Genomic DNA, 17798 nt, shown 5'->3' on the forward strand with positions numbered 1-17798 from the left:
GGCACCAGGAGGCCCGCCGTGCCTGTCATATCCGCTCCCTACGCCTTCAACGAGGGGCATCTGTTCGTCGACCTGAAGTCGATCTGCGGATACCCGCTCTACCTGAAGTGCGAGGGTTTCAACTTCGCCGGCTCCATCAAGCTGAAGGCCGCGAACGAGATGGTGGAGAGCGCCGAGCGTGACGGACTCCTGACGCCGGATTCCATCCTCGTCGAGTCCTCGTCCGGGAACCTCGGCGTCGCACTCAGCATGATCGCCGCCAGCAAGGGCTACCGGTTTCTGTGTGTGACGGACTCCCGGTGCAACCTGTCGACCAGACTGCTGATGGAGGCGCTCGGCAGCGACGTGCACATCGTGTCCGACAAGGACTCCAACGGCGGGTTCCTGGGCATGCGCATCGAGTACGTCCGTGCGCTGTGCGCGTCCGACGACCGGTACGTGTGGCTCAGCCAGTACACCAACGCGGGCAACTGGCTGGCGCACTACCGCACCACCGCCCCGGAGATCGCCTCCCAGTTCCCGGAACTGGACGTCCTCTTCGTCGGTGCCGGCACCACCGGGACCCTGATGGGCTGCGCCCGGTGGTTCCGGCAGTGGCACCGGCCGGTGCGGATCGTCGCCGTGGACGCCGTGGGCTCGGTGGCGTTCGGCGGCGAGCCCGGCCGCCGGATGATCCCGGGCCTCGGGATGAGCATGCGGCCGCCGCTGCTCGACGAGTCCTACGTGGACGAGGTGCTCCGCGTCGAGGAGACCGACACCATCCGGACGTGTCACCGCATGGCCAGACACGGCTTCCTGTTCGGCGGCTCCACCGGGACGGTGGTCAGCGGCGCGACGGACTGGCTGGCCCGGCACGACACCCGTGGCCTCACCGCGGTGGCCGTCGCGCCGGACCTCGGCGAGCGCTACCTCGACACCGTCTACCAGAGCAACTGGCTGCAGGACCTGTACGGCGACCATGTGCTCGACGGCGAACTCGGCACCGACGAGGTGCGCAGCGCGCCCCGGGAGCCCAAGTCCGCGTCCCGGGCGACGGGCCGCCGGCGTAGACCGTAGGCCGCGGCGAGCGGGCGGCCGGGTGTTCGCGGGGTCAGCCCGTGATGACGGCCTCCGCAGCCGCCACACCGCACACCCGGGCGGCGCCGTACGTGGCGATGTGCAGGGCGCCGCGCGGGGCGGCCCGGGGCAGGCCCATCTCCACGACGACGGTGTCGGGGCGGGCGGCGAGCAGGGTGTCGAGGGCGGAGCGCATCCAGTCGTGCCGGTGTTCGTCGCGGACCACGGCGACGATCCGCCGGGTGCCGGCGGCGGCGACGGCCTGTGCGGCGGCGCCGTCGCCGGTGAAGGAGCCGGAGGCGGTGCCGGGCAGCAGCCGTTCCAGCTCGGCGGCCACGCCCCACGGGGTCTGGTCGCCGACGGCGACGTTGGGTACGGGGTCGAACCGGGCGACGTACACCGGCTCGGTGACCGGTGCGGCGGTGCCGGTACGGGTCACGGTCAGGGCGCGGCGGGCCGCGGCCAGGCCGATCCCGGGGTCGGGCGCGGTCTTCGCCGCGGCGCCGCGGGCCGCGGCGGTCCATGCGGCGAGGCCGCGGACCCGGGCGGCCGCGTCCGCGAGCCGTTCCTCGGGCAGTTCCCCGGAGCGTACGGCGGCCACGAGGGCGTCCCGCAGCTTCAGCACGGTGCCCTCGTCGCACAGCCCGCCACCGACGCAGATGGCGTCGGCACCCGCCGCGATCGCGAGGACCACCCCCTGTTCCATGCCGTAGGTGCCGGATATCGCCCGCATCTCCATGCCGTCGGTGACGATCAGTCCCCGGTAGCCGAGTTCCTCGCGCAGCAGCTCGGTGAGGACGCGGCGGGAGAGGGTGCCGGGGCGGTCGGGGTCGAGGGCGGGCACGAGGATGTGGGCGCTCATGACGGCGCGGGTACCAGCGGCGACGGCCGCGCGGAACGGGGGCAGCTCGCGTGCGTAGAGGGTGTCGGTGTCGACGTCGATGCGGGGCAGGGCGTGGTGGGAGTCGACGTTGGTGTCGCCGTGGCCGGGGAAGTGCTTGGTGCAGGCGGCGACTCCGGTGGACTGCAGGCCCTCGACCCAGGCGGCGGTGTGCCGGGCGACCAGGTCGGTGTTCGCGCCGAAGGAGCGAACACCGATGACGGGGTTGTCGGGGTTGGCGTTGACGTCGGCGGAGGGCGCCCAGTCGAAGGTGACGCCGCAGGCGGAAAGGCGCCGGCCCAGCTCGCGGGCGACGGCCCGGGTGAGGGCGGGGTCGTCCACGGCGCCGAGGGCGTGGTTGCCGGGGAAGGCGGAGCCGGTGCGTACGTCGAGGCGGGTGACGTCGCCGCTCTCCTCGTCGATGGCGACCAGCAGGTCGTCGCGTTCGGCTCGCAACTGGGCGGTGAGCGCGGTGACCTGGTCCTCGCTGACGACGTTGCGGCCGAACAGGGCGACGGAGGCGAGGCCCTCACCGAGGCGGCGGCGCACCCAGTCGGGTGCGGTGGTGCCGTCGAACCCCGGCTGCAGCACGGCGAGGGCGTCGCGGGTCAGGGTGTCGCCCGCGGCGGAGCCGCTGTCGGATGCAGTAGTCGTGAGTGTGGTCATCGGCCGGGTCATCCCTTCACGGCGCCGTCGGTGAGACCGCTGACAGCCTTGCGTTGCAGGAAGATGAAGAGGATCAGGATGGGCAGCGCGAACAGGGACGAGGCGGCCATCGTGGCGCCCCAGTCGTCGCCGAAGGCGGTCTGGAACTGTGACAGCCACAGCGGCAGCGTCTGCTTCTCGATGTCCTTGTTGAGGATCAGGACGAGCGGGAACTCGTTCCAGGCGGTGATGAACCCGAACAGCGAGGTCGCCATCAGACCGGGGGCCAGCAGCGGGAAGATGACCCGGAGGAACGCCTGGGTGCGGGTGCAGCCGTCGACCATGGCCGCCTCCTCCAGGTCCTTCGGCACGGCGGCCACATAGCCGCGCAGCGTCAGGATGGTCAGCGGGAGCACCATCATCGTGTAGAAGACGGTGAGCGGGACCAGGCTGTCCAGCATGTCGTTGTCGCGGACGATCATGTAGATGGCGATGATCATGACCTCCCAGGGGGCCATCTGCGCCAGCATGAACGTCACGATGAGCCCGCGCCGGCCTGTGAACCGCATCCGGGCGAGCGCGAAGGCCGCGACCAGGGCGATGACGAGCGCGAAGACGACCGACAGGACCGTGACGGTGACGGAGTTGGCGACCAGGGTCCAGAAGTGGTCGGCGTCGACCGCCTTCCTGAAGTGGCCGAGGGTGACGTGCGTCGGGAACCACACCGGGTTCTCGGCGATGATGTCGCCGGTCGGTTTGAAGGCCGTCGCGAACATCCAGTAAACAGGGAACACGAAGCCGGCGAAGAGGACGACGGCGGTCGCGTTGGGCCAGATACGGCCGAAGAGCGAGCGCTTCACAGCTCGTCCTCCTCTTGCTTGAGCACCATGCGCAGGTAGTACGAGGTGATGACGAGCAGGGCCAGGATGGTCAGGAAGGAGATCGCCGCGCCGACCCCGAAGTGCTGGTTGCCGACGCCCTCGACGTAGGCGTAGATCGGCAGGGTCTCGGTGAGGTGGTCCGGGCCCCCCGCGTTCATCGCGAAGAGCTGCGTGAACGACTTGAAGACCCAGATGACCTCCAGGAAGGTCGTGGCGTACAGGAACGGCCGCAGGAAGGGCAGGGTGACCGAGGTGAAGCTCTGCCAGGCACCGGCGCCGTCCAGGGACGCGGCCTCGTACAGTTCCCTGGGGATCGTGGTGGTGGCGGCGTACAGGTTGATCGCCACGAACGGAACCGACTGCCATACGATCAGCAGGATGACCACGGAGAACGTGGAGAGCTGGCTGCCCATCCAGTTGTAGTCGGCCATGGAGTGCCAGCCGAGCCTGTCCAGGACCCAGTTGACGACGCCGAAGCGCTGGGCGAAGAGCCACTGGTAGACGGTGGTGGCGGCGACGTAGGGCATGGCCCAGGCGAGGACGAGGCCGATCATGAGGAGCAGCCGCATCTTCCTGCCGAGCCGGGCCAGCAGCAGGCCGATCAGGGTGCCGAGGCCCATGATGAGGACGACGTTGGCGGCGGTGAAGAAGACGGAGCGCTCGGCGACGTGCCAGAACTCCGGCTCGGAGAGCACCTGCCGGTAGTTCTCGACGCCGTTCCACTCGGTGAGGTGCTGGATGAGCTGCCGCGGGTTGAGGTTCTGGAACGACAGCATGCCGTTCTTGACCAGGGGCCAGCCGAGCAGGACCACGGTGGCCAGCAGCGCGGGCAGCAGGAGCAGGTAGGGGGCAGCGGTGCCGCGGCGGGACGGGGATCCGGAGTCACGGTCCGCGCCCCGCGGCGGCCCCGGTATCCGGGCCTTGCGGACAGCGGGCTCCCCGGCCGTGTCCGTGCCCTGGGTCTGCACTGACATGAGTTGCCATCTCTTCCATGGCCGAACCGGCCGTACGGACGACTGGGCCGGGGGCACCCTCGGGCGCCCCCGGCGGGGTCATCAGTTCTGCTGGGCCAGGCGCTTGTTGATCTCGGCCTCGACCTGCTTCGCGGCGTCCGCCGGGGACTTACCGTTCAGCACGGAGGTCATGTAGGACTTGATGGGGTTCGGGGTGTTCTCCACCGCGGCCCACTCCGGGATCAGCGGGGTGGTGCCGCCGCCCGCCGCGGCGGGCGCGGCGGCCTCGGCGACGGCGTTGCCCTTGAGGTTGGACTGCAGCGACGTCTTGTTCGGGACGATGCCGCTGAGCTTGGCCAGTTCGCCCTCGTACTGGTCGGACAGGGCGGTCTTCAGGAACTCCTTGGCCAGCGACTGCTTCTTGCTGCCCTGGGCGACGGCGAAGTTGGAGCCGCCGAGGAAGACGCCCTCGGGCTTGTCGGCGCTCGCACCCGGGATGGTGAAGTAGCCGAGGTCCTTCTCGATGGCCTTGTCGGCCTGGACCGCGGTGCCGGCCTCCCAGCCCATGCCGATGAACGCGCCGGTCCTGCCCTTGGCGAAGACCTGGGCCTGCTGCGGGGTGGCCTCGTCCTTGTCCTTGGGCGCCTTGGAGTAGGAGGCGTACTTCTTGTAGATCTCCATGGCCGCGGCGACCTTGGGGTCGGCGAGGTTGGAGACGTATGCGGCGCCCTGCTTCTTCACCAGGTCGCCGCCCTGGCCGATGATCAGGCCGTCGAGGAAGTACCAGTTCTGGCCCGGCAGGTAGAGCGGCTCGGCGTCGGTCTTCTTGCCGATGGTGTCCAGGTCCTTGAAGAACTCGTCGCGGGTCTTCGGGGTGTCCTTGATGCCGGCCTCGGCCCAGATCTTCTTGTTGTAGATGACGACGCGGTTGGCGAAGTACCAGGGGGCGGCGTACTGCTTGCCCTGGTACACGGAGGACTGGGAGAGCGACGGCGTCCAGTCGGTGCCGATCTCCTTCTTGAGGTCGCCGAGGTCGGCGAGACCGCCGGTGGCCGCGTAGGCGGGGGTCTGGGTGTTGCCGACCTCCAGGACGTCCGGCGGGTTGTCCTCGGAGAGGGCGGTGGTGATCTTCTGCTGGATCCCGTCCCACTTCTGGGTCTCGAACTTCAGCTTCGCGCCGGTCTTCTTCTCGAACGCGGCCTGGACGTCCTTGCTCCACTGCGGCGGCGCCGAGCCGTCCATGGTCCAGACCGTCAGCGTCTGTCCCTTCCAGCTGCCCGGTCCCGCGTCCTTGCCGCTGTCCTTGCCGTCGTTTCCGCCACACGCCGCAACGGAGACCATCATGCCCGCGATCACGATCGCGGCAGCGAGCTTGCGCTTCACGCCACCCTCCTCAGGGATGCCACTGACCCCCCACGCCCTCGGCGGTGACCTGCGTACGACGCTGTTGCACGTAGGGCTCGGGACCTGGCCACTAATGGTGTAGACCAGTACGGTGGAGCTTGGCCTAGACCTTTCGGGGTGTCAAGGGTGGCCCGGAAAGCCGATTCGCCCGTTACGAGAACGTCACCTCGGGCGATTGGCCTAGACCATCGGGCAGTTGGTCGTTATAACGAGAGCCCACCCCCCACAGCCGGGAAGGCAGGCATGGCCACCGACGTAAGCGGCCGCACCGCGCGCGTGCCGAAGTACTACCGGATCAAACAGCGGCTGCTCGCCATGGCCGAGGAGTTGCAGCCCGGCTCGGCGATGCCGGCCGAGCGCCTGCTCGCCGTCCGCTTCGACACGTCCCGGACCACCATCCGGCAGGCGCTCACCGAACTCGTGGGCGAGGGCCGGCTGGACCGGGTCCAGGGCAAGGGCACCTTCGTCGCCCAGCCCAAGCTGTACCGCACGCTCCAGCTCACCTCGCACACCGAGGACATGCGCGCGCAGGGGCTGACGCCCGCCTCGCAGGTGCTGGACATCGGGGAGGTGCCGGCGGACGAGAGGCTCTCCGGCCTGCTCGGTGTCGGGACCGGCGAGCGGGTGCTGCGCATCGAGCGGCTGCGGCTGGCCGGCGGCGACCCCATGGCGATCGAGACGACTCATCTGTCGGCACGCCGCTTCCCCGGACTGCGCGCATCCCTGGCCACGTACCCGTCCCTGTACACGGCGCTCGCCGAGGTGTACGGCGTCCGTCTCGCGGAGGCCGACGAGACCATCGAGACCTCGCTGTCGACCCCGCGCGAGGCGCTGTTGCTCGCCACCGACGTGGGCCTGCCCATGCTGCTGCTGTCCCGCCACTCACGGGACGCGGAGGGCAGGCCGGTGGAATGGGTGCGCTCGGTGTACCGCGGTTCCCGCTACAAGTTCGTGGCCGCCCTCCACAGGCCCGGCACTCCGGCCGTCCACCGCTAACCGGCCCCACCGCCCGGGAAGGCCTGCGGCCACGCGTGACCCGGACGGTGTCCGGCCGGGGGGCGGTGCGGCGGGACGCCTGTCAGTTCTTGGCCAGTGTGACGTCCTTCTCCTGGACGGCGTGGAAGGAGGGCAGCAGCAGGAGGCCGCCGGAGCGCAGTTCCGTCACCGTGGCCTGGACATGGGCCTTGCCGGCCTTGAGGGAGCCCGGCGAGACCTTGCCGGTGTTCTCCCACCGGTGCAGGGCGCCGTCGCAGTCGGCGGCGCTGCCCCCGATGCCGTACACGGACTTGCGGTTCTTGTCGCCCTGGCTGATCGAGGAGCTGACGAAGGCGATGCCCTTGGCCCCGGTGCACCGGTAGGTGCCGGACAGGGTGACGGTGCCGTCCTCGGCGACATGGCCGGTCTTGTCGACGGTCACCTTCTCGGACGTGTCGGCGGTGGCCGGAGCGACGGCGGCGCACAGCAGGGCCGCTGCGCCGAGTGCCGCGGCGAGGGCGGGGCGTGCGGGCATGGGATACCTCCCGGTGTTCGTGGGCTCAGGGCTCCACTCGTACCGGGCGGCCGGGCCGCGAGGCGTGACCGTCACTCCTTCGGTGGCGCGTCATGGAACCGTCCGGGAGTTGTCCGCATGTTGTCACGCTTCACGGCGGGCGGTTCCGGTGCGTTCACGGCTGGAGGATGGTCTGGGTATGCGGGCGCCGGCCGAACGCGCCGGCCCCTCACCGCCGGAGGTGCGCCATGTGCTCCTGTCCGTCCTCGTACCCCGCGTCCGGCACGCCGCACCCGGTGGCCGCCCACCCCGAACAGGGCTGGACCCTGCTGTGCGACGGCTCCGTCGTCTTCGACGACAGCGGAGAGCTGCACCCGGACGGCAGTGTGGTCGCGCCCCGCCGGGTCCCGGCCGAGCGGCTCGCGGTGGCCGCCTGAACGGCGGACGGGGCCTCCTGGCCGGCCGGTCCGGCAGAGGCCTAAGGCAGTACGGCGAACCCGTCCAGCTCCACCAGCGCCTGCTCGTCCCACAGCCGTACGACCTCCACGACGGCCATCGCCGGATAGTCCCGGCCCGCCGACTCCCGCCAGATGCGGCCCAGTTGCGGGGCGTGGGCGCGGTAGGCGGCCACGTCCGTGGCGTAGACGGTGACGCGGGCGAGGTCGGCGGGGGTACCGCCGGCGGCGCGCAGGGCGGTGAGGAGGTTGGTGAGGGCCCGCTCGAACTGCTCGGGGAGCGTCCCGCCGGTGATCTTGCCGTCGGGGTCGAGGGCGGTCTGGCCGGCGAGGAACACCACGCGGGAGCCGGCCGCGACGACGGCGTGCGAGAAACCCGTGGGCGGGGACAGCTCGGGCGGGTTGACGCGCTCGGTCGTCACCGGGTCTCCTCCTGCGCCTCGGCATACAGTTCCCTGGCGATGATGCCCCGCTGGACCTCGCTCGCCCCCTCGTAGATGCGCGGGGCGCGCACCTCGCGGTAGAGGTGTTCGAGGAGGTGGCCGCGGCGCAGGGCGCGGGCACCGTGCAGCTGGACGGCGGTGTCGACCACGAACTGCGCGGTCTCGGTGGCGAGCAGCTTGGCCATCGCGGCGCGCCGGGGGACCCCGGCGGCGCCCTGGTCGTACGCGCTCGCCGCCGCGTACACCATCAGCCGGGCCGCCTCGGTGCGCAGCGCCATCTCGGCGACCTGGTGGGACACCGCCTGCAGGTCCCTCAGTGTCCCCTGGAAGGCCTGCCGTTGCCGGGTGTGCGCGAGGGTCGCGTCCAGGGCCGCCTGGGCCATGCCCACCGCGAACGCGCCGACGCTGGGCCGGAAGAGGTTGAGGGTGCCCATGGCGACGGCGAAGCCGCGGTCCACCTCGCCGAGCACGTCGTCGGCGCCGACGGGCACGGCGTCGAAGTCCAGGGCGCCGATGGGGTGCGGCGAGAGCATCTCCAGGGCGGTGCCGGTGAGTCCGGGCCGGTCGGCCGGGACGAGGAAGGCGGTCACCCCGCGGGCTCCGGCGCCGGGGGTGGTGCGGGCGAAGACGGTGTAGAAGTCGGCTTCGGGGGCGTTGGAGATCCAGCACTTGGCGCCGGTGAGCCGCCAGCCGTCGCCGCCGTCGGGCTCGGCCGCGAGGGACAGGGCGGCGGCGTCCGAACCGGCCCCCGGCTCGCTCAGCGCGAAGGCGGCGACCGCGCTGCCGTCGGCGACCTTCGGCAGCCAGCGCTCGCGCTGGGCGGGGCTGCCGTGGGCGTGCACCGGATGGGCGCCGAGGCCCTGCAGGGCGAGGGCGGTCTCGGCCTCGGTGCAGGCCTGGGCGAGGGACTCGCGCATCAGGCACAGGTCGAGCGCGCCGGAGGTGAACAGCCGTGCCGACAGCCCGAGCCGGCCGAGTTCCGCCAGGAGCGGCCGGTTGACGTGTCCCGGTTCCCCCTTGCCGGCGAGCGGACGCAACCGTTCGGCGGCCAGCGTGCGCAGCTCGGCACACCAGGCGATCTGCTCCGGTTCGAGCGAGAATGCGGGCACTCGGTGTCCTCCCTCCGGGGCGGGGCGGGCCGGGGCGCCAGGACCGTACCCCGTCCGCCTTCCTCCCCCTCCGACGTTATCGCGGAAGGTTGACTGCCGTCACCAACACGATACGCTCGGATCGCGAGCCCACCAGGACGCCGGTGCCCACCACGACGCCCGTCTCGACGCCAGCCACGGCAAGGGGGCGAACCGCCATGCATCGCTCGGCCCACGTCGACACCTTCGCGCGTGACCATCTGCCGCCGCCTCACGAGTGGCCCGAGCTGCGGTTCGACCTGCCGGAGCTGCGCTACCCCGACCGGCTGAACTGCGCCGCCGCGCTCCTGGAGCACGCCGACGCGGCCCGCCCGGTCTTCCACACCCCGGACGGCCGCAGCTGGACCTACGGCGACCTGCGCGGGCACGTCGACCGGATCGCGCACGTGCTCACCGGCGACCTGGGCGTGGTCCCCGGCAACCGGGTCCTGCTGCGCGGCCCCACCACGCCCTGGCTGGCCGCCTGCTGGCTCGCCGTGCTGAAGGCGGGCGCGATAGCGGTCACCGTGCTGGCCCAGCAGCGCCCGCACGAGCTGGCCACCCTGTGCGACATCGCCCTGGTGCGGCACGCGCTGTGCGACATCCGGGCGGTGGAGGACCTGGCGAAGGCCGACATACCCGGGCTGCGCATCACGACGTACGGCGGTGACGGCCCCGACGACCTCCTCAACCGCCCCGGGCCCGGCACGCCGTACCCGGCGGTCGACACCGCGGCCGACGACGTGGCCCTGATCGCGTTCACCTCGGGCACCACGGGTCGCCCGAAAGGGTGCATGCACTTCCACCGGGACGTGCTGGCGATCGCTGACACCTTCTCGCGGCATGTGCTGCGCCCCCGGGCGGACGACGTCTTCACCGGCAGTCCCCCGCTCGGCTTCACCTTCGGCCTGGGCGGGCTGGTGGTCTTCCCGATGCGGGCGGGCGCCAGCTCCCTGCTCCTGGAGGAGGCGGGCCCGCGCCGGCTGCTGCCCGCGATCGCCGAGCACCGCGTCTCGGTCCTCTTCACCGCCCCGACCGCGTACCGCGCCATGCTGGAGCTGCTGGACGGGTACGACGTCACGTCGCTGCGGCGCTGTGTGTCGGCCGGCGAGAACCTGCCCGCCGCCACCTGGCGGGCCTGGCACGAGCGCACCGGCCTGCGCGTCATCAACGGCATCGGCGCGACCGAACTGCTGCACATCTTCGTCTCCGCCGCCGACGAGCAGATCCGGCCGGGCACCACGGGCGTTCCGGTGCCGGGCTGGCAGGCGCGGGTGCAGGACACGCACGGCACACCGGTGCCCGACGGCGAGCCGGGCCTGCTCGCCGTGCGCGGCCCGGTCGGCTGCCGCTATCTCGCCGACCCACGGCAACGGGAGTACGTGCGCGGCGGCTGGAACGTCACCGGCGACACCTACGTCCGTGAACCCGACGGCTACTTCCGTTATGTGGCCCGCGCCGACGACATGATCATCTCGGCCGGGTACAACATCGCCGGACCGGAGGTGGAGGACGCGCTGCTGCGGCACCCGGACGTGGTGGAGACGGCGGTCGTGGGCCGGCCCGACGAGGCCCGCGGACAGGTGGTGGTGGCCTACACGGTGCTGCGCGACGGGGCCGTGCGCGACCCGGAGGCCCTGCGCGTCTTCCTCAGGTCAGAGCTGGCACCCTACAAATGTCCACGCCGGTTCGTCTTCCTCGACGCCCTGCCCCGCACGGCCACCGGAAAGCTGCAGCGGTTCCGGCTGCGCACCGAAGGTGACCGGCAGTGAGGCCGACGACCTAAAATGATCAACGTGTCCGACCAGCACGCCCCCAGGTCCCTCATCGTCACGCTCTACGGCGCGTACGGCCGCTTCATGCCCGGTCCGGTGCCCGTCGCCGAGCTGATCCGGCTCCTGGCCGCGGTCGGTGTGGACGCGCCCTCCGTCCGTTCCTCGGTGTCCCGGCTCAAACGGCGCGGCCTGCTGCTGCCGGCCCGCACGCAAGCGGGCGCGGCCGGTTACGAACTCTCCGCGGCGGCACGCCAGTTGATGGAGGACGGCGACCGCCGCATCTACCCGACCACACCGGTTCAGGACGCGGACTGGGTGCTGGCGGTGTTCTCGGTGCCCGAGTCGGAGCGGCAGAAGCGGCATGTGCTGCGCTCCCGGCTGGCGGGCCTGGGCTTCGGCACGGCGGCCCCCGGGGTGTGGATCGCCCCGGCCCGGCTGTACGAGGAGACCCGGCACACCCTGCGCCGGCTGCGGCTGGACCCGTACGTGGACTTCTTCCGCGGTGAGCACCTGGGGTTCGCGCCCACGGCCGAGGCGGTCGCCCGCTGGTGGGACCTGGCCGCGATCGCCAAGGAGCACGAACGCTTCCTGGACGCGCACGCCCCGGTCCTGCACGCCTGGGCGCGCCGTCCGGACACCCCGCCGGAGGAGGCCTACCGCGACTACCTCCTCGCCCTCGACTCCTGGCGCCACCTGCCCTACACCGACCCCGGCCTGCCCACCCGGCTGCTGCCCACGGGCTGGCCGGGCGTGCGCTCGGCGGAGGTCTTCCGGGGACTGCACAGCCGGCTGCGGGACGCGGGCGCCGAGTTCGCCGGGGTCTGACCGGCCGGTGGCTTCAGAAGCGGCGCAGGCGCATCGCGACGCCGTGCCCGACCGCGAGGTAGAGCACCGCGGGCAGACCGTAGTCGAGCAGGACCCGGAGGTTCTCCGTGTCCATCGTGAAGATGTCCTGCGACCACCAGGCCAGCGAGTCGGCCACGTCCCGCACGAACCCCACGAAGACGTTCGCGTGATTGGCCTGCAGCAGGTACAGCAGGATCCACAGCCCCAGGAACGCCGCCGCGACGTCGGCGATCGTGTGGATGACCAGCGCGGCACGCCGGGTGCCCGAGCCGTCCCGGCGGCGCTGGGCGGGCGCGGCGGGCGGCACCGAGGGTTCCGCGTACTGGGGGCCCGGGGCCGGGGCGTGGCCGTATCCGTATCCGGGCGGCTCGGGCAGCGGCGGCCTGGTGTCACTCATCGCGGTCTCGATCCCTGTGTGTCCTGTGTCTTCCGAATGGCTCGAAAGAACCTAGACAGGCGCCGATAACAGGGCGCGTCAGGAGCGGTGCGGATCGCGTGGAGGGTGTGTGAGCGACAGCCGCGGCTTCGGGGCGTCCGTGCGGCCGGTCTGCGGGCGCCTGCTGCCCGCGCGGTAGGGCGCGGGCCAGACGACGCCGGGGCCGTCGTAGCCCTGCTCGGCCGCCGCGTGCAGGGTCCAGTGCGGGTCGTACAGGTGCGGACGGCCCAGCGCGCACAGGTCCGTACGCCCGGCGAGGATGAGTGAGTTGACGTCGTCCCAGGAGGAGATCGCGCCGACCGCGATCACCGGGACCCGTGCCGAGTTCCGGATGCGGTCGGCGAACGGCGTCTGGTACGACCGCCCGAACTCCGGCCGCTCCTCGGCCACCACCTGCCCGGTGGACACGTCGATCGCGTCGGCGCCGTGCGCGGCGAAGGCGCGGGCGATCTCCACCGCGTCCTCGGCCCTCGTGCCGCCCTCGGCCCAGTCCGTGGCGGAGATGCGGACCGTCATGGGCCGCTCGGCCGGCCACACCGCGCGTACGGCCTCGAAGACCTCCAGCGGGAACCTCAGCCGCCGCTCCGGCGAGCCGCCGTAGGCGTCGGTGCGGTGGTTGGTGAGCGGCGAGAGGAAGCCGGAGAGCAGATAGCCGTGGGCGCAGTGCAGTTCCAGCAGGTCGAAGCCCGCGCGGGCGGCCCGCCAGGCGGCGGCGGTGAACTGCTCGCGGATGTCGGTCAGTTGGGCCCGGGAGAGCTGCCGGGGGATCTGACTGTCCGGTTTGTACGGCAGCGGGGAGGCGGCGACGAGCGGCCAGTTGCCGCGCGGCAGCGGCTCGTCCATGCCCTCCCACATCAGCTTCGTGGAGCCCTTGCGGCCGGAGTGGCCGAGCTGGACGCCGATCGCGGTGCCGGGTGCCTGGGTGTGCACGAAGTCGGTGACGCGCCGCCACGCCTCGGTCTGCCGGCCGGTGTAGAGGCCGGTGCAGCCCGGCGTGATCCGGCCCTCCTCGCTGACGCACACCATCTCGGTCATGACGAGCCCGGCCCCGCCGAGGGCGCGGGCGCCGAGGTGGACGAGGTGGAAGTCGCCGGGGACGCCGTCGGTGGCGGAGTACATGTCCATCGGCGACACCACGACCCGGTTGCGCAGGGTCAGACCGCGCAGCCGGAACGGGGTGAACATCGGAGGCGTCCCGGGCGGGCAGCCGAACTCGCGCTCGACGGCCTCGGTGAAGCGGGCGTCGCGCAGCCGGAGGTTGTCGTGGGTGACGCGGCGGCTGCGGGTGAGCAGGTTGAAGGCGAACTGGCGGGGCGGCTGGCCGAGGTACAGGCCCAGGTTCTCGAACCACTCCAGGCTCGCCCGGGCGGCCCGCTGGGTGGAGGCGACGACGGGTTTGCGCTCCTGCTCGTACGCCGCGAGCGCACGTCGTACACCGGGGTGTTCCTCCAGGCACGCGGCCAGGGCCAGCGCGTCCTCCATGGCGAGCTTGGTGCCGGAGCCGATCGAGAAGTGCGCGGTGTGCGCGGCGTCGCCGAGGAGGACGACGTTGCCGTGCGACCAGTGGTCGTTGACGACCGTGCGGAAGGTCGTCCACGCCGAGTTGTTGGAGTGCAGGGGCCGGCCGCGGAGGGCGTCGGCGAAGATCTTGGCGCAGCGGTCGACGGATTCCTGCGGGGTGACGTCGTCGAGTCCCGCCGTCTGCCAGACCTCCTCGCGCATCTCGATGATCACGGTGGAGGCGTCGGCCGCGTACGGGTAGCCGTGCAGCTGCATCACGCCGTGTTCCGTCTCGGCGATCTCGAAACGGAAGGCGTCGAAGGGGAAGTCGGCGGCGAGCCAGATGTAGCGGCAGCGGTGTTCGGTCAGCTGCGGGCGGAAGGCGTCGGCGTAGGCGGCGCGGGTGGTGCTGTGGACTCCGTCCGCGGCGATGACGAGGTCGTAGCCGGCGCAGAGGGTGTCCGGGTCGGGGGCCTCGGTGGAGAACCTGAGGTCCACGCCGAGGGAGCGGCAGCGGTCGTGCAGGATCCGCAGCAGGCGGCGCCTGCCGAGGGCGGCGAATCCGTGGCCGCCGGAGCGGTGGGTGGCGCCCCGGTGGACGATGTCGATGTCGTCCCAGCGGACGAAGTGGCGTTGCAGGGCCTCGTGGACGACGGGGTCGGCGTGTTCGATGCCGCCGAGGGTTTCGTCGGAGAGGACCACCCCGAAGCCGAAGGTTTCGTCCGGGGCGTTGCGTTCCCAGACCGTTATCTCACGACCCGGGTCGAGCCGTTTCAGCAACGCCGCCGCGTACAGGCCGCCGGGGCCGCCGCCGATGACCGCCACACGCATGAAAGGTCACCTCCCCCGCCACTTCGGCGGGCGCTTCTCCGTGAAGGCCGCGTGGAACTCGGCGTAGTCCTCGCCGTTCATCAGCAGGGCCTGGGTCGAGGCGTCCAGCTCGATCGAGGCCGCCAGGGGCATGTCCAGCTCGGCTGTCAGGAGGGCCTTCGTCTGGGCGTACGCCAGTGCCGGGCCGTCGGCCAGGCGGCGGGCCAGTTCCTGGGCCGCCTCGTCGGCCCGGCCCTCCTCGGTGAGTTCGCTGATCAGGCCGATGCGCTCGGCCTCGGGGGCACGGACGGGTTCGCCCAGCATGAGCAGGCGGGTGGCGTGGCCGAGGCCGACGACGCGGGGCAGCAGGTAGGCCGCGCCCATGTCGCCGCCGGACAGTCCGACGCGGGTGAAGAGGAAGGCGAAGCGTGCGGAGGGATCCGCCACGCGGAAGTCGGCCGCCAGGGCGAGGACCGCGCCCGCGCCGGCCGCCACGCCGTGCACCGCGGCGATCACCGGGAACGGGCACTCGCGGATCGCCCGCACCACCTGGCCGGTCATCCGGTTGAAGTCGAGCAGCTGGGCGGTGTCCATGCCGAGGGTGGCGCCGATGATCTCGTCGACGTCGCCGCCGGAGCAGAAGCCCCGTCCCTCGCCGGCCAGCACCAGGGCGCGTACGGCGCGCTCCCGGGACAGCTCGGCCAGCAGGTCGCGCAGGTCGGCGTAGGCGCCGAAGGTGAGCGCGTTGAGTTTCTCGGGGCGGCTGAGGGTGACGGTGGCGACCCCGTCGGCGAGCTGGAGCCGCAGGTGCTCCCAGTCGGAGGTGCGGGCGGCGGAGCCGGTGAAGGGACTCATGACGTGCGGCCTCCTAAGGGGGCGGTGCCGTACGTTGCGCTGTCCTACGAAGCTATCACTTGTTTGTGACTGTCGTCACGAGGGCGCGACAGGCCCGGCCGACCGGCCCGGTCCGGTCACGTGCGTCACCGGTCCTCGACAGCGTCGTAACAGTGGGCACCGGCAGGCGAGGCGGGACGTTCGCCGGGGTAAGCCGCCGGTACCGGGGCCGCAGGTTCCGGGCGAGGCCCGACGACGGTCTGCGGTGGCCGGGCCCGTACCATTCCTACAGTTGAAAGCAGGACAGCCTGCTCCATGAACGGACTCGCCTTGCACGAACGCCCCACCGAACCGGCCTCCTGGCGCATCGCGCTGCCGCACACCGCCGCCGCGGTGCCCGTGGCCCGTGCCCTGGTGCGTACGGCCCTCGCCGAGGTGGAGCACCCCGCCGACTGCGACACCGCGGAACTGCTCACGGCGGAGCTGGTGGCCAACGCGGTGGAGCACACCGCCGGGCGCGGCCCGATCGAGCTGGTGGTGGAGCTGCTGCCGACCGGCTGCCAGGTCGAGGTGCACGACCCGGACCCGGCGCCGCCCGGCCATCTCACCCGGCCGGTGATCGAGGAGCCCGACGTCTGGCAGGAGGGCGGGCGCGGGCTGCTGCTGATCCGCGCCCTCAGCTCGTCCTGCGGTCACCGCCCCACCCCGTCGGGCAAGGCGGTGTGGTTCAGACTGCCTGTGGTTCCCGCTCAGCGGCGGCGCTCGGCGTGACCTCGGGGGCGGCCGTCCGCGCCAGATTGGAGTGCCGGCGGCCGTAGACGGCGTAGATCGCCAGGCCCACCGCGAGGAACGCGGCGAACTGGATCCAGGTCTGCCAGCCGGTCTCGTACATCAGGTACAGGCAGAAGGCGACGCCGAGCAGCGGACCCACCGGGTAGAGCGGGACGCGGAAGCTGCGGCTGAGGTCCGGTTCGCGGCGGCGCAGGGCGATCACCACGATGTTGACCACGGCCATGATCGCGAGGGTGCCGATGGTGCACAGGTTCATCACGGCGTCGAGGGAGGCGAAGGCCGCCGGCAGCGCGAAGACGACCGCGACGATCAGCGTGCCGGCCACGGGGGTGGAGGTCTTCGGGTTCACCTTCTCGAAGACGCGCGGGATCAGGCCGTCCCGGGACATCGACATCAGGATGCGGGTCTGGCCGTACATCACCGCGAGGACGACCGAGGCGATGGCGACGACCGCGCCGAAGGCGATCACGCCGCCGCCGACGGTCGAGCCGGTGACCTCGTTGACGACGTAGGAGAGGGCGGCGGGGCGGCCGGCGACCTGCTTGCCGCCGATGGCGCCGATCGCGGCGACCGCGACCGCGCAGTACAGCAGGGTGACGATGCCCATGCAGACCATGATCGCTACGGGGATGTCCCGGCGCGGGTTCTTCGCCTCCTCGCCGGCGGTGGTGATCGCGTCGAAGCCGATGTACGAGAAGAACGCGGCCGTGGTGCCCGCACCGATGCCGCCGAGGCCGGCCGGGGAGAACGGGGTGAGGTTGCCGTGCTTGAAGGCGCTGTAGCCGATGGCGCAGAAGGCCAGCAGGATGACCAGCTTCACGGCGGCCATGGCGGCCGTCGCCCGTGCGCTCTCGCGCACTCCGCGCACCAGCAGTACGGAGGCCAGGGCGATGACGATCACGGCCGGGAGGTTGACGATCCCGCCGTCGCCGGGTCCGGCGGACAGGGCGGCCGGGAGCTGGACGCCGGTGAGGCTGTGCAGCAGTTCGTTGACGTACTGGCTCCAGCCGACCGCGACGGCCGAGATCGAGATGCCGTACTCCAGCAGCAGGCACCAGCCGACCAGGAAGGCGGTGGACTCACCGAGACCGGCGTAGGCGAAGGAGTACGAGGAGCCGGAGACCGGGATCGCGCCGCCCAGCTCCGCGAAGGAGAAGGCGGTGAAGACGCAGGTGATCGCGGCGAGGATGAACGAGACGACGACGGCCGGGCCGGCCTGGGCCACGGAGTCGGAGAGGCCGACGAAGATGCCGGTGCCGACGATGGCGCCGACGCCGAAGCAGATGAGCTGGAAGAGGCCCATCGTGCGCTTCAGGCCGTGTCCCTCGCGGTCGGCGCCGGACTCGGCGACCAGCAGGTGCGGGGACTTGATACGGGGAGCGGGCATGCGGGTGGTGCTCGATTCTGGGTGGTGCGGGCGACCGGGGTGAGGTCGCGGCGGCGGCACCGGAGCGGGTGATTCCGGGCCGCCG

17 protein-coding genes are annotated in these 17798 nt (G+C 71.8%); 6 read left to right on the plus strand and 11 right to left on the minus strand.

The window, feature by feature from the left end; all coding sequences use genetic code 11:
- Positions 1-18 precede the first annotated feature (18 nt).
- The gene (gene sbnA / locus ABZ624_RS25900) at positions 19-1056 is read left to right on the plus strand and encodes a 2,3-diaminopropionate biosynthesis protein SbnA (RefSeq protein ID WP_360093520.1); all 1038 of its coding nucleotides are present in this window, start codon (positions 19-21) and stop codon (positions 1054-1056) included.
- A 34-nt stretch (positions 1057-1090) separates the two neighbouring features.
- On the opposite strand, the gene ABZ624_RS25905 is transcribed toward sbnA, so the two are convergent.
- The 4 genes from ABZ624_RS25905 to ABZ624_RS25920 form a co-directional block, all read right to left on the minus strand.
- Positions 1091-2602, minus strand: coding sequence for a glycoside hydrolase family 3 protein (locus ABZ624_RS25905; protein ID WP_360093523.1), 1512 nt, complete (start codon positions 2600-2602; stop codon positions 1091-1093).
- Positions 2603-2610: 8 nt separating this feature from the next.
- A complete protein-coding gene (locus ABZ624_RS25910) occupies positions 2611-3441 on the minus strand; it encodes a carbohydrate ABC transporter permease (protein ID WP_360093526.1) in 831 nt (276 codons plus the stop codon).
- Positions 3438-4436 (minus strand): sugar ABC transporter permease, encoded by a 999-nt coding sequence (locus tag ABZ624_RS25915; protein WP_360093529.1) that lies wholly within the window; start codon positions 4434-4436, stop codon positions 3438-3440. The genes ABZ624_RS25910 and ABZ624_RS25915 overlap by 4 nt, the downstream gene beginning before the upstream one ends.
- A gap of 81 nt (positions 4437-4517) precedes the next feature.
- Positions 4518-5798 carry an extracellular solute-binding protein gene (locus ABZ624_RS25920; RefSeq protein ID WP_360093532.1) on the minus strand — a complete coding sequence of 427 codons (1281 nt, stop codon included), beginning with the start codon at positions 5796-5798 and terminating at the stop codon, positions 4518-4520.
- 264 nt (positions 5799-6062) lie between these two features.
- On the opposite strand from ABZ624_RS25920, the gene ABZ624_RS25925 reads away from it, so the two are divergent.
- Positions 6063-6815: a GntR family transcriptional regulator gene (locus ABZ624_RS25925; RefSeq protein ID WP_360093535.1), complete on the plus strand. Its 753-nt coding sequence runs from the start codon at positions 6063-6065 to the stop codon at positions 6813-6815.
- 82 nt (positions 6816-6897) lie between these two features.
- Here the strand turns inward: ABZ624_RS25925 and ABZ624_RS25930 are convergent, their stop codons facing one another.
- Positions 6898-7329, minus strand: a complete 432-nt coding sequence (locus ABZ624_RS25930) for a DUF6299 family protein (protein ID WP_360093538.1) — start codon at positions 7327-7329, stop codon at positions 6898-6900.
- 227 nt (positions 7330-7556) lie between these two features.
- Between ABZ624_RS25930 and ABZ624_RS25935 the strand changes: the two genes are divergently transcribed.
- A complete protein-coding gene (locus tag ABZ624_RS25935) occupies positions 7557-7745 on the plus strand; it encodes a DUF5999 family protein (RefSeq protein ID WP_360093541.1) in 189 nt (62 codons plus the stop codon).
- Between the two features lie 41 nt (positions 7746-7786).
- Here ABZ624_RS25935 and ABZ624_RS25940 read toward each other — a convergent pair whose 3' ends face one another.
- Together ABZ624_RS25940 and ABZ624_RS25945 are read right to left on the minus strand one after the other, a co-directional pair.
- Entirely contained in the window at positions 7787-8185 is a 399-nt protein-coding gene (locus ABZ624_RS25940; RefSeq protein ID WP_360093544.1) for a RidA family protein, read from the minus strand.
- Positions 8182-9315: an acyl-CoA dehydrogenase family protein gene (locus ABZ624_RS25945; RefSeq protein ID WP_360093547.1), complete on the minus strand. Its 1134-nt coding sequence runs from the start codon at positions 9313-9315 to the stop codon at positions 8182-8184. Before ABZ624_RS25945 ends, ABZ624_RS25940 begins: the two co-directional genes overlap by 4 nt.
- A 197-nt stretch (positions 9316-9512) precedes the next feature.
- On the opposite strand from ABZ624_RS25945, the gene ABZ624_RS25950 reads away from it, so the two are divergent.
- Both ABZ624_RS25950 and ABZ624_RS25955 read left to right on the plus strand, forming a co-directional pair.
- On the plus strand, positions 9513-11105 hold the full coding sequence (locus ABZ624_RS25950; protein WP_360093550.1) for an AMP-binding protein: 1593 nt from the start codon (positions 9513-9515) through the stop codon (positions 11103-11105).
- A 15-nt stretch (positions 11106-11120) separates the two neighbouring features.
- Positions 11121-11933, plus strand: a complete 813-nt coding sequence (locus ABZ624_RS25955) for a PaaX family transcriptional regulator C-terminal domain-containing protein (protein ID WP_360093553.1) — start codon at positions 11121-11123, stop codon at positions 11931-11933.
- Between the two features lie 13 nt (positions 11934-11946).
- On the opposite strand, the gene ABZ624_RS25960 is transcribed toward ABZ624_RS25955, so the two are convergent.
- The 3 genes from ABZ624_RS25960 to ABZ624_RS25970 form a co-directional block, all read right to left on the minus strand.
- Positions 11947-12351: a hypothetical protein gene (locus ABZ624_RS25960; protein ID WP_360093556.1), complete on the minus strand. Its 405-nt coding sequence runs from the start codon at positions 12349-12351 to the stop codon at positions 11947-11949.
- A gap of 78 nt (positions 12352-12429) precedes the next feature.
- A complete protein-coding gene (locus tag ABZ624_RS25965; RefSeq protein ID WP_360093559.1) occupies positions 12430-14721 on the minus strand; it encodes a bifunctional salicylyl-CoA 5-hydroxylase/oxidoreductase in 2292 nt (763 codons plus the stop codon).
- 6 nt (positions 14722-14727) lie between these two features.
- A complete protein-coding gene (locus tag ABZ624_RS25970) occupies positions 14728-15555 on the minus strand; it encodes an enoyl-CoA hydratase family protein (RefSeq protein WP_360093562.1) in 828 nt (275 codons plus the stop codon).
- Positions 15556-15849: 294 nt separating this feature from the next.
- Between ABZ624_RS25970 and ABZ624_RS25975 the strand changes: the two genes are divergently transcribed.
- Positions 15850-16305 (plus strand): ATP-binding protein, encoded by a 456-nt coding sequence (locus tag ABZ624_RS25975; protein WP_360093565.1) that lies wholly within the window; start codon positions 15850-15852, stop codon positions 16303-16305.
- On the opposite strand, the gene ABZ624_RS25980 is transcribed toward ABZ624_RS25975, so the two are convergent.
- Positions 16262-17713, minus strand: a complete 1452-nt coding sequence (locus ABZ624_RS25980) for an amino acid permease (protein WP_360093568.1) — start codon at positions 17711-17713, stop codon at positions 16262-16264. The two genes, ABZ624_RS25975 and ABZ624_RS25980, sit on opposite strands and share 44 nt — an antisense overlap.
- Positions 17714-17798 lie beyond the last annotated feature (85 nt).

The organism is Streptomyces sp. NPDC007205, assembly GCF_040634095.1.
In the GTDB taxonomy this organism is placed as follows: Bacteria; Actinomycetota; Actinomycetes; order Streptomycetales; family Streptomycetaceae; genus Streptomyces.

Coding starts and splice junctions, on each gene's coding strand:
- ABZ624_RS25905 (WP_360093523.1), bottom strand. CDS start 2,602: ATGACCACACTCACGACTACTGCATCCGACAGCGGCTCCGCCGCGGGC.
- ABZ624_RS25965 (WP_360093559.1), bottom strand. CDS start 14,721: ATGCGTGTGGCGGTCATCGGCGGCGGCCCCGGCGGCCTGTACGCGGCG.
- ABZ624_RS25975 (WP_360093565.1), top strand. CDS start 15,850: ATGAACGGACTCGCCTTGCACGAACGCCCCACCGAACCGGCCTCCTGG.
- ABZ624_RS25930 (WP_360093538.1), bottom strand. CDS start 7,329: ATGCCCGCACGCCCCGCCCTCGCCGCGGCACTCGGCGCAGCGGCCCTG.
- ABZ624_RS25970 (WP_360093562.1), bottom strand. CDS start 15,555: ATGAGTCCCTTCACCGGCTCCGCCGCCCGCACCTCCGACTGGGAGCAC.
- ABZ624_RS25925 (WP_360093535.1), top strand. CDS start 6,063: ATGGCCACCGACGTAAGCGGCCGCACCGCGCGCGTGCCGAAGTACTAC.
- ABZ624_RS25935 (WP_360093541.1), top strand. CDS start 7,557: ATGTGCTCCTGTCCGTCCTCGTACCCCGCGTCCGGCACGCCGCACCCG.
- ABZ624_RS25955 (WP_360093553.1), top strand. CDS start 11,121: ATGATCAACGTGTCCGACCAGCACGCCCCCAGGTCCCTCATCGTCACG.
- ABZ624_RS25950 (WP_360093550.1), top strand. CDS start 9,513: ATGCATCGCTCGGCCCACGTCGACACCTTCGCGCGTGACCATCTGCCG.
- ABZ624_RS25980 (WP_360093568.1), bottom strand. CDS start 17,713: ATGCCCGCTCCCCGTATCAAGTCCCCGCACCTGCTGGTCGCCGAGTCC.
- ABZ624_RS25960 (WP_360093556.1), bottom strand. CDS start 12,351: ATGAGTGACACCAGGCCGCCGCTGCCCGAGCCGCCCGGATACGGATAC.
- ABZ624_RS25915 (WP_360093529.1), bottom strand. CDS start 4,436: ATGTCAGTGCAGACCCAGGGCACGGACACGGCCGGGGAGCCCGCTGTC.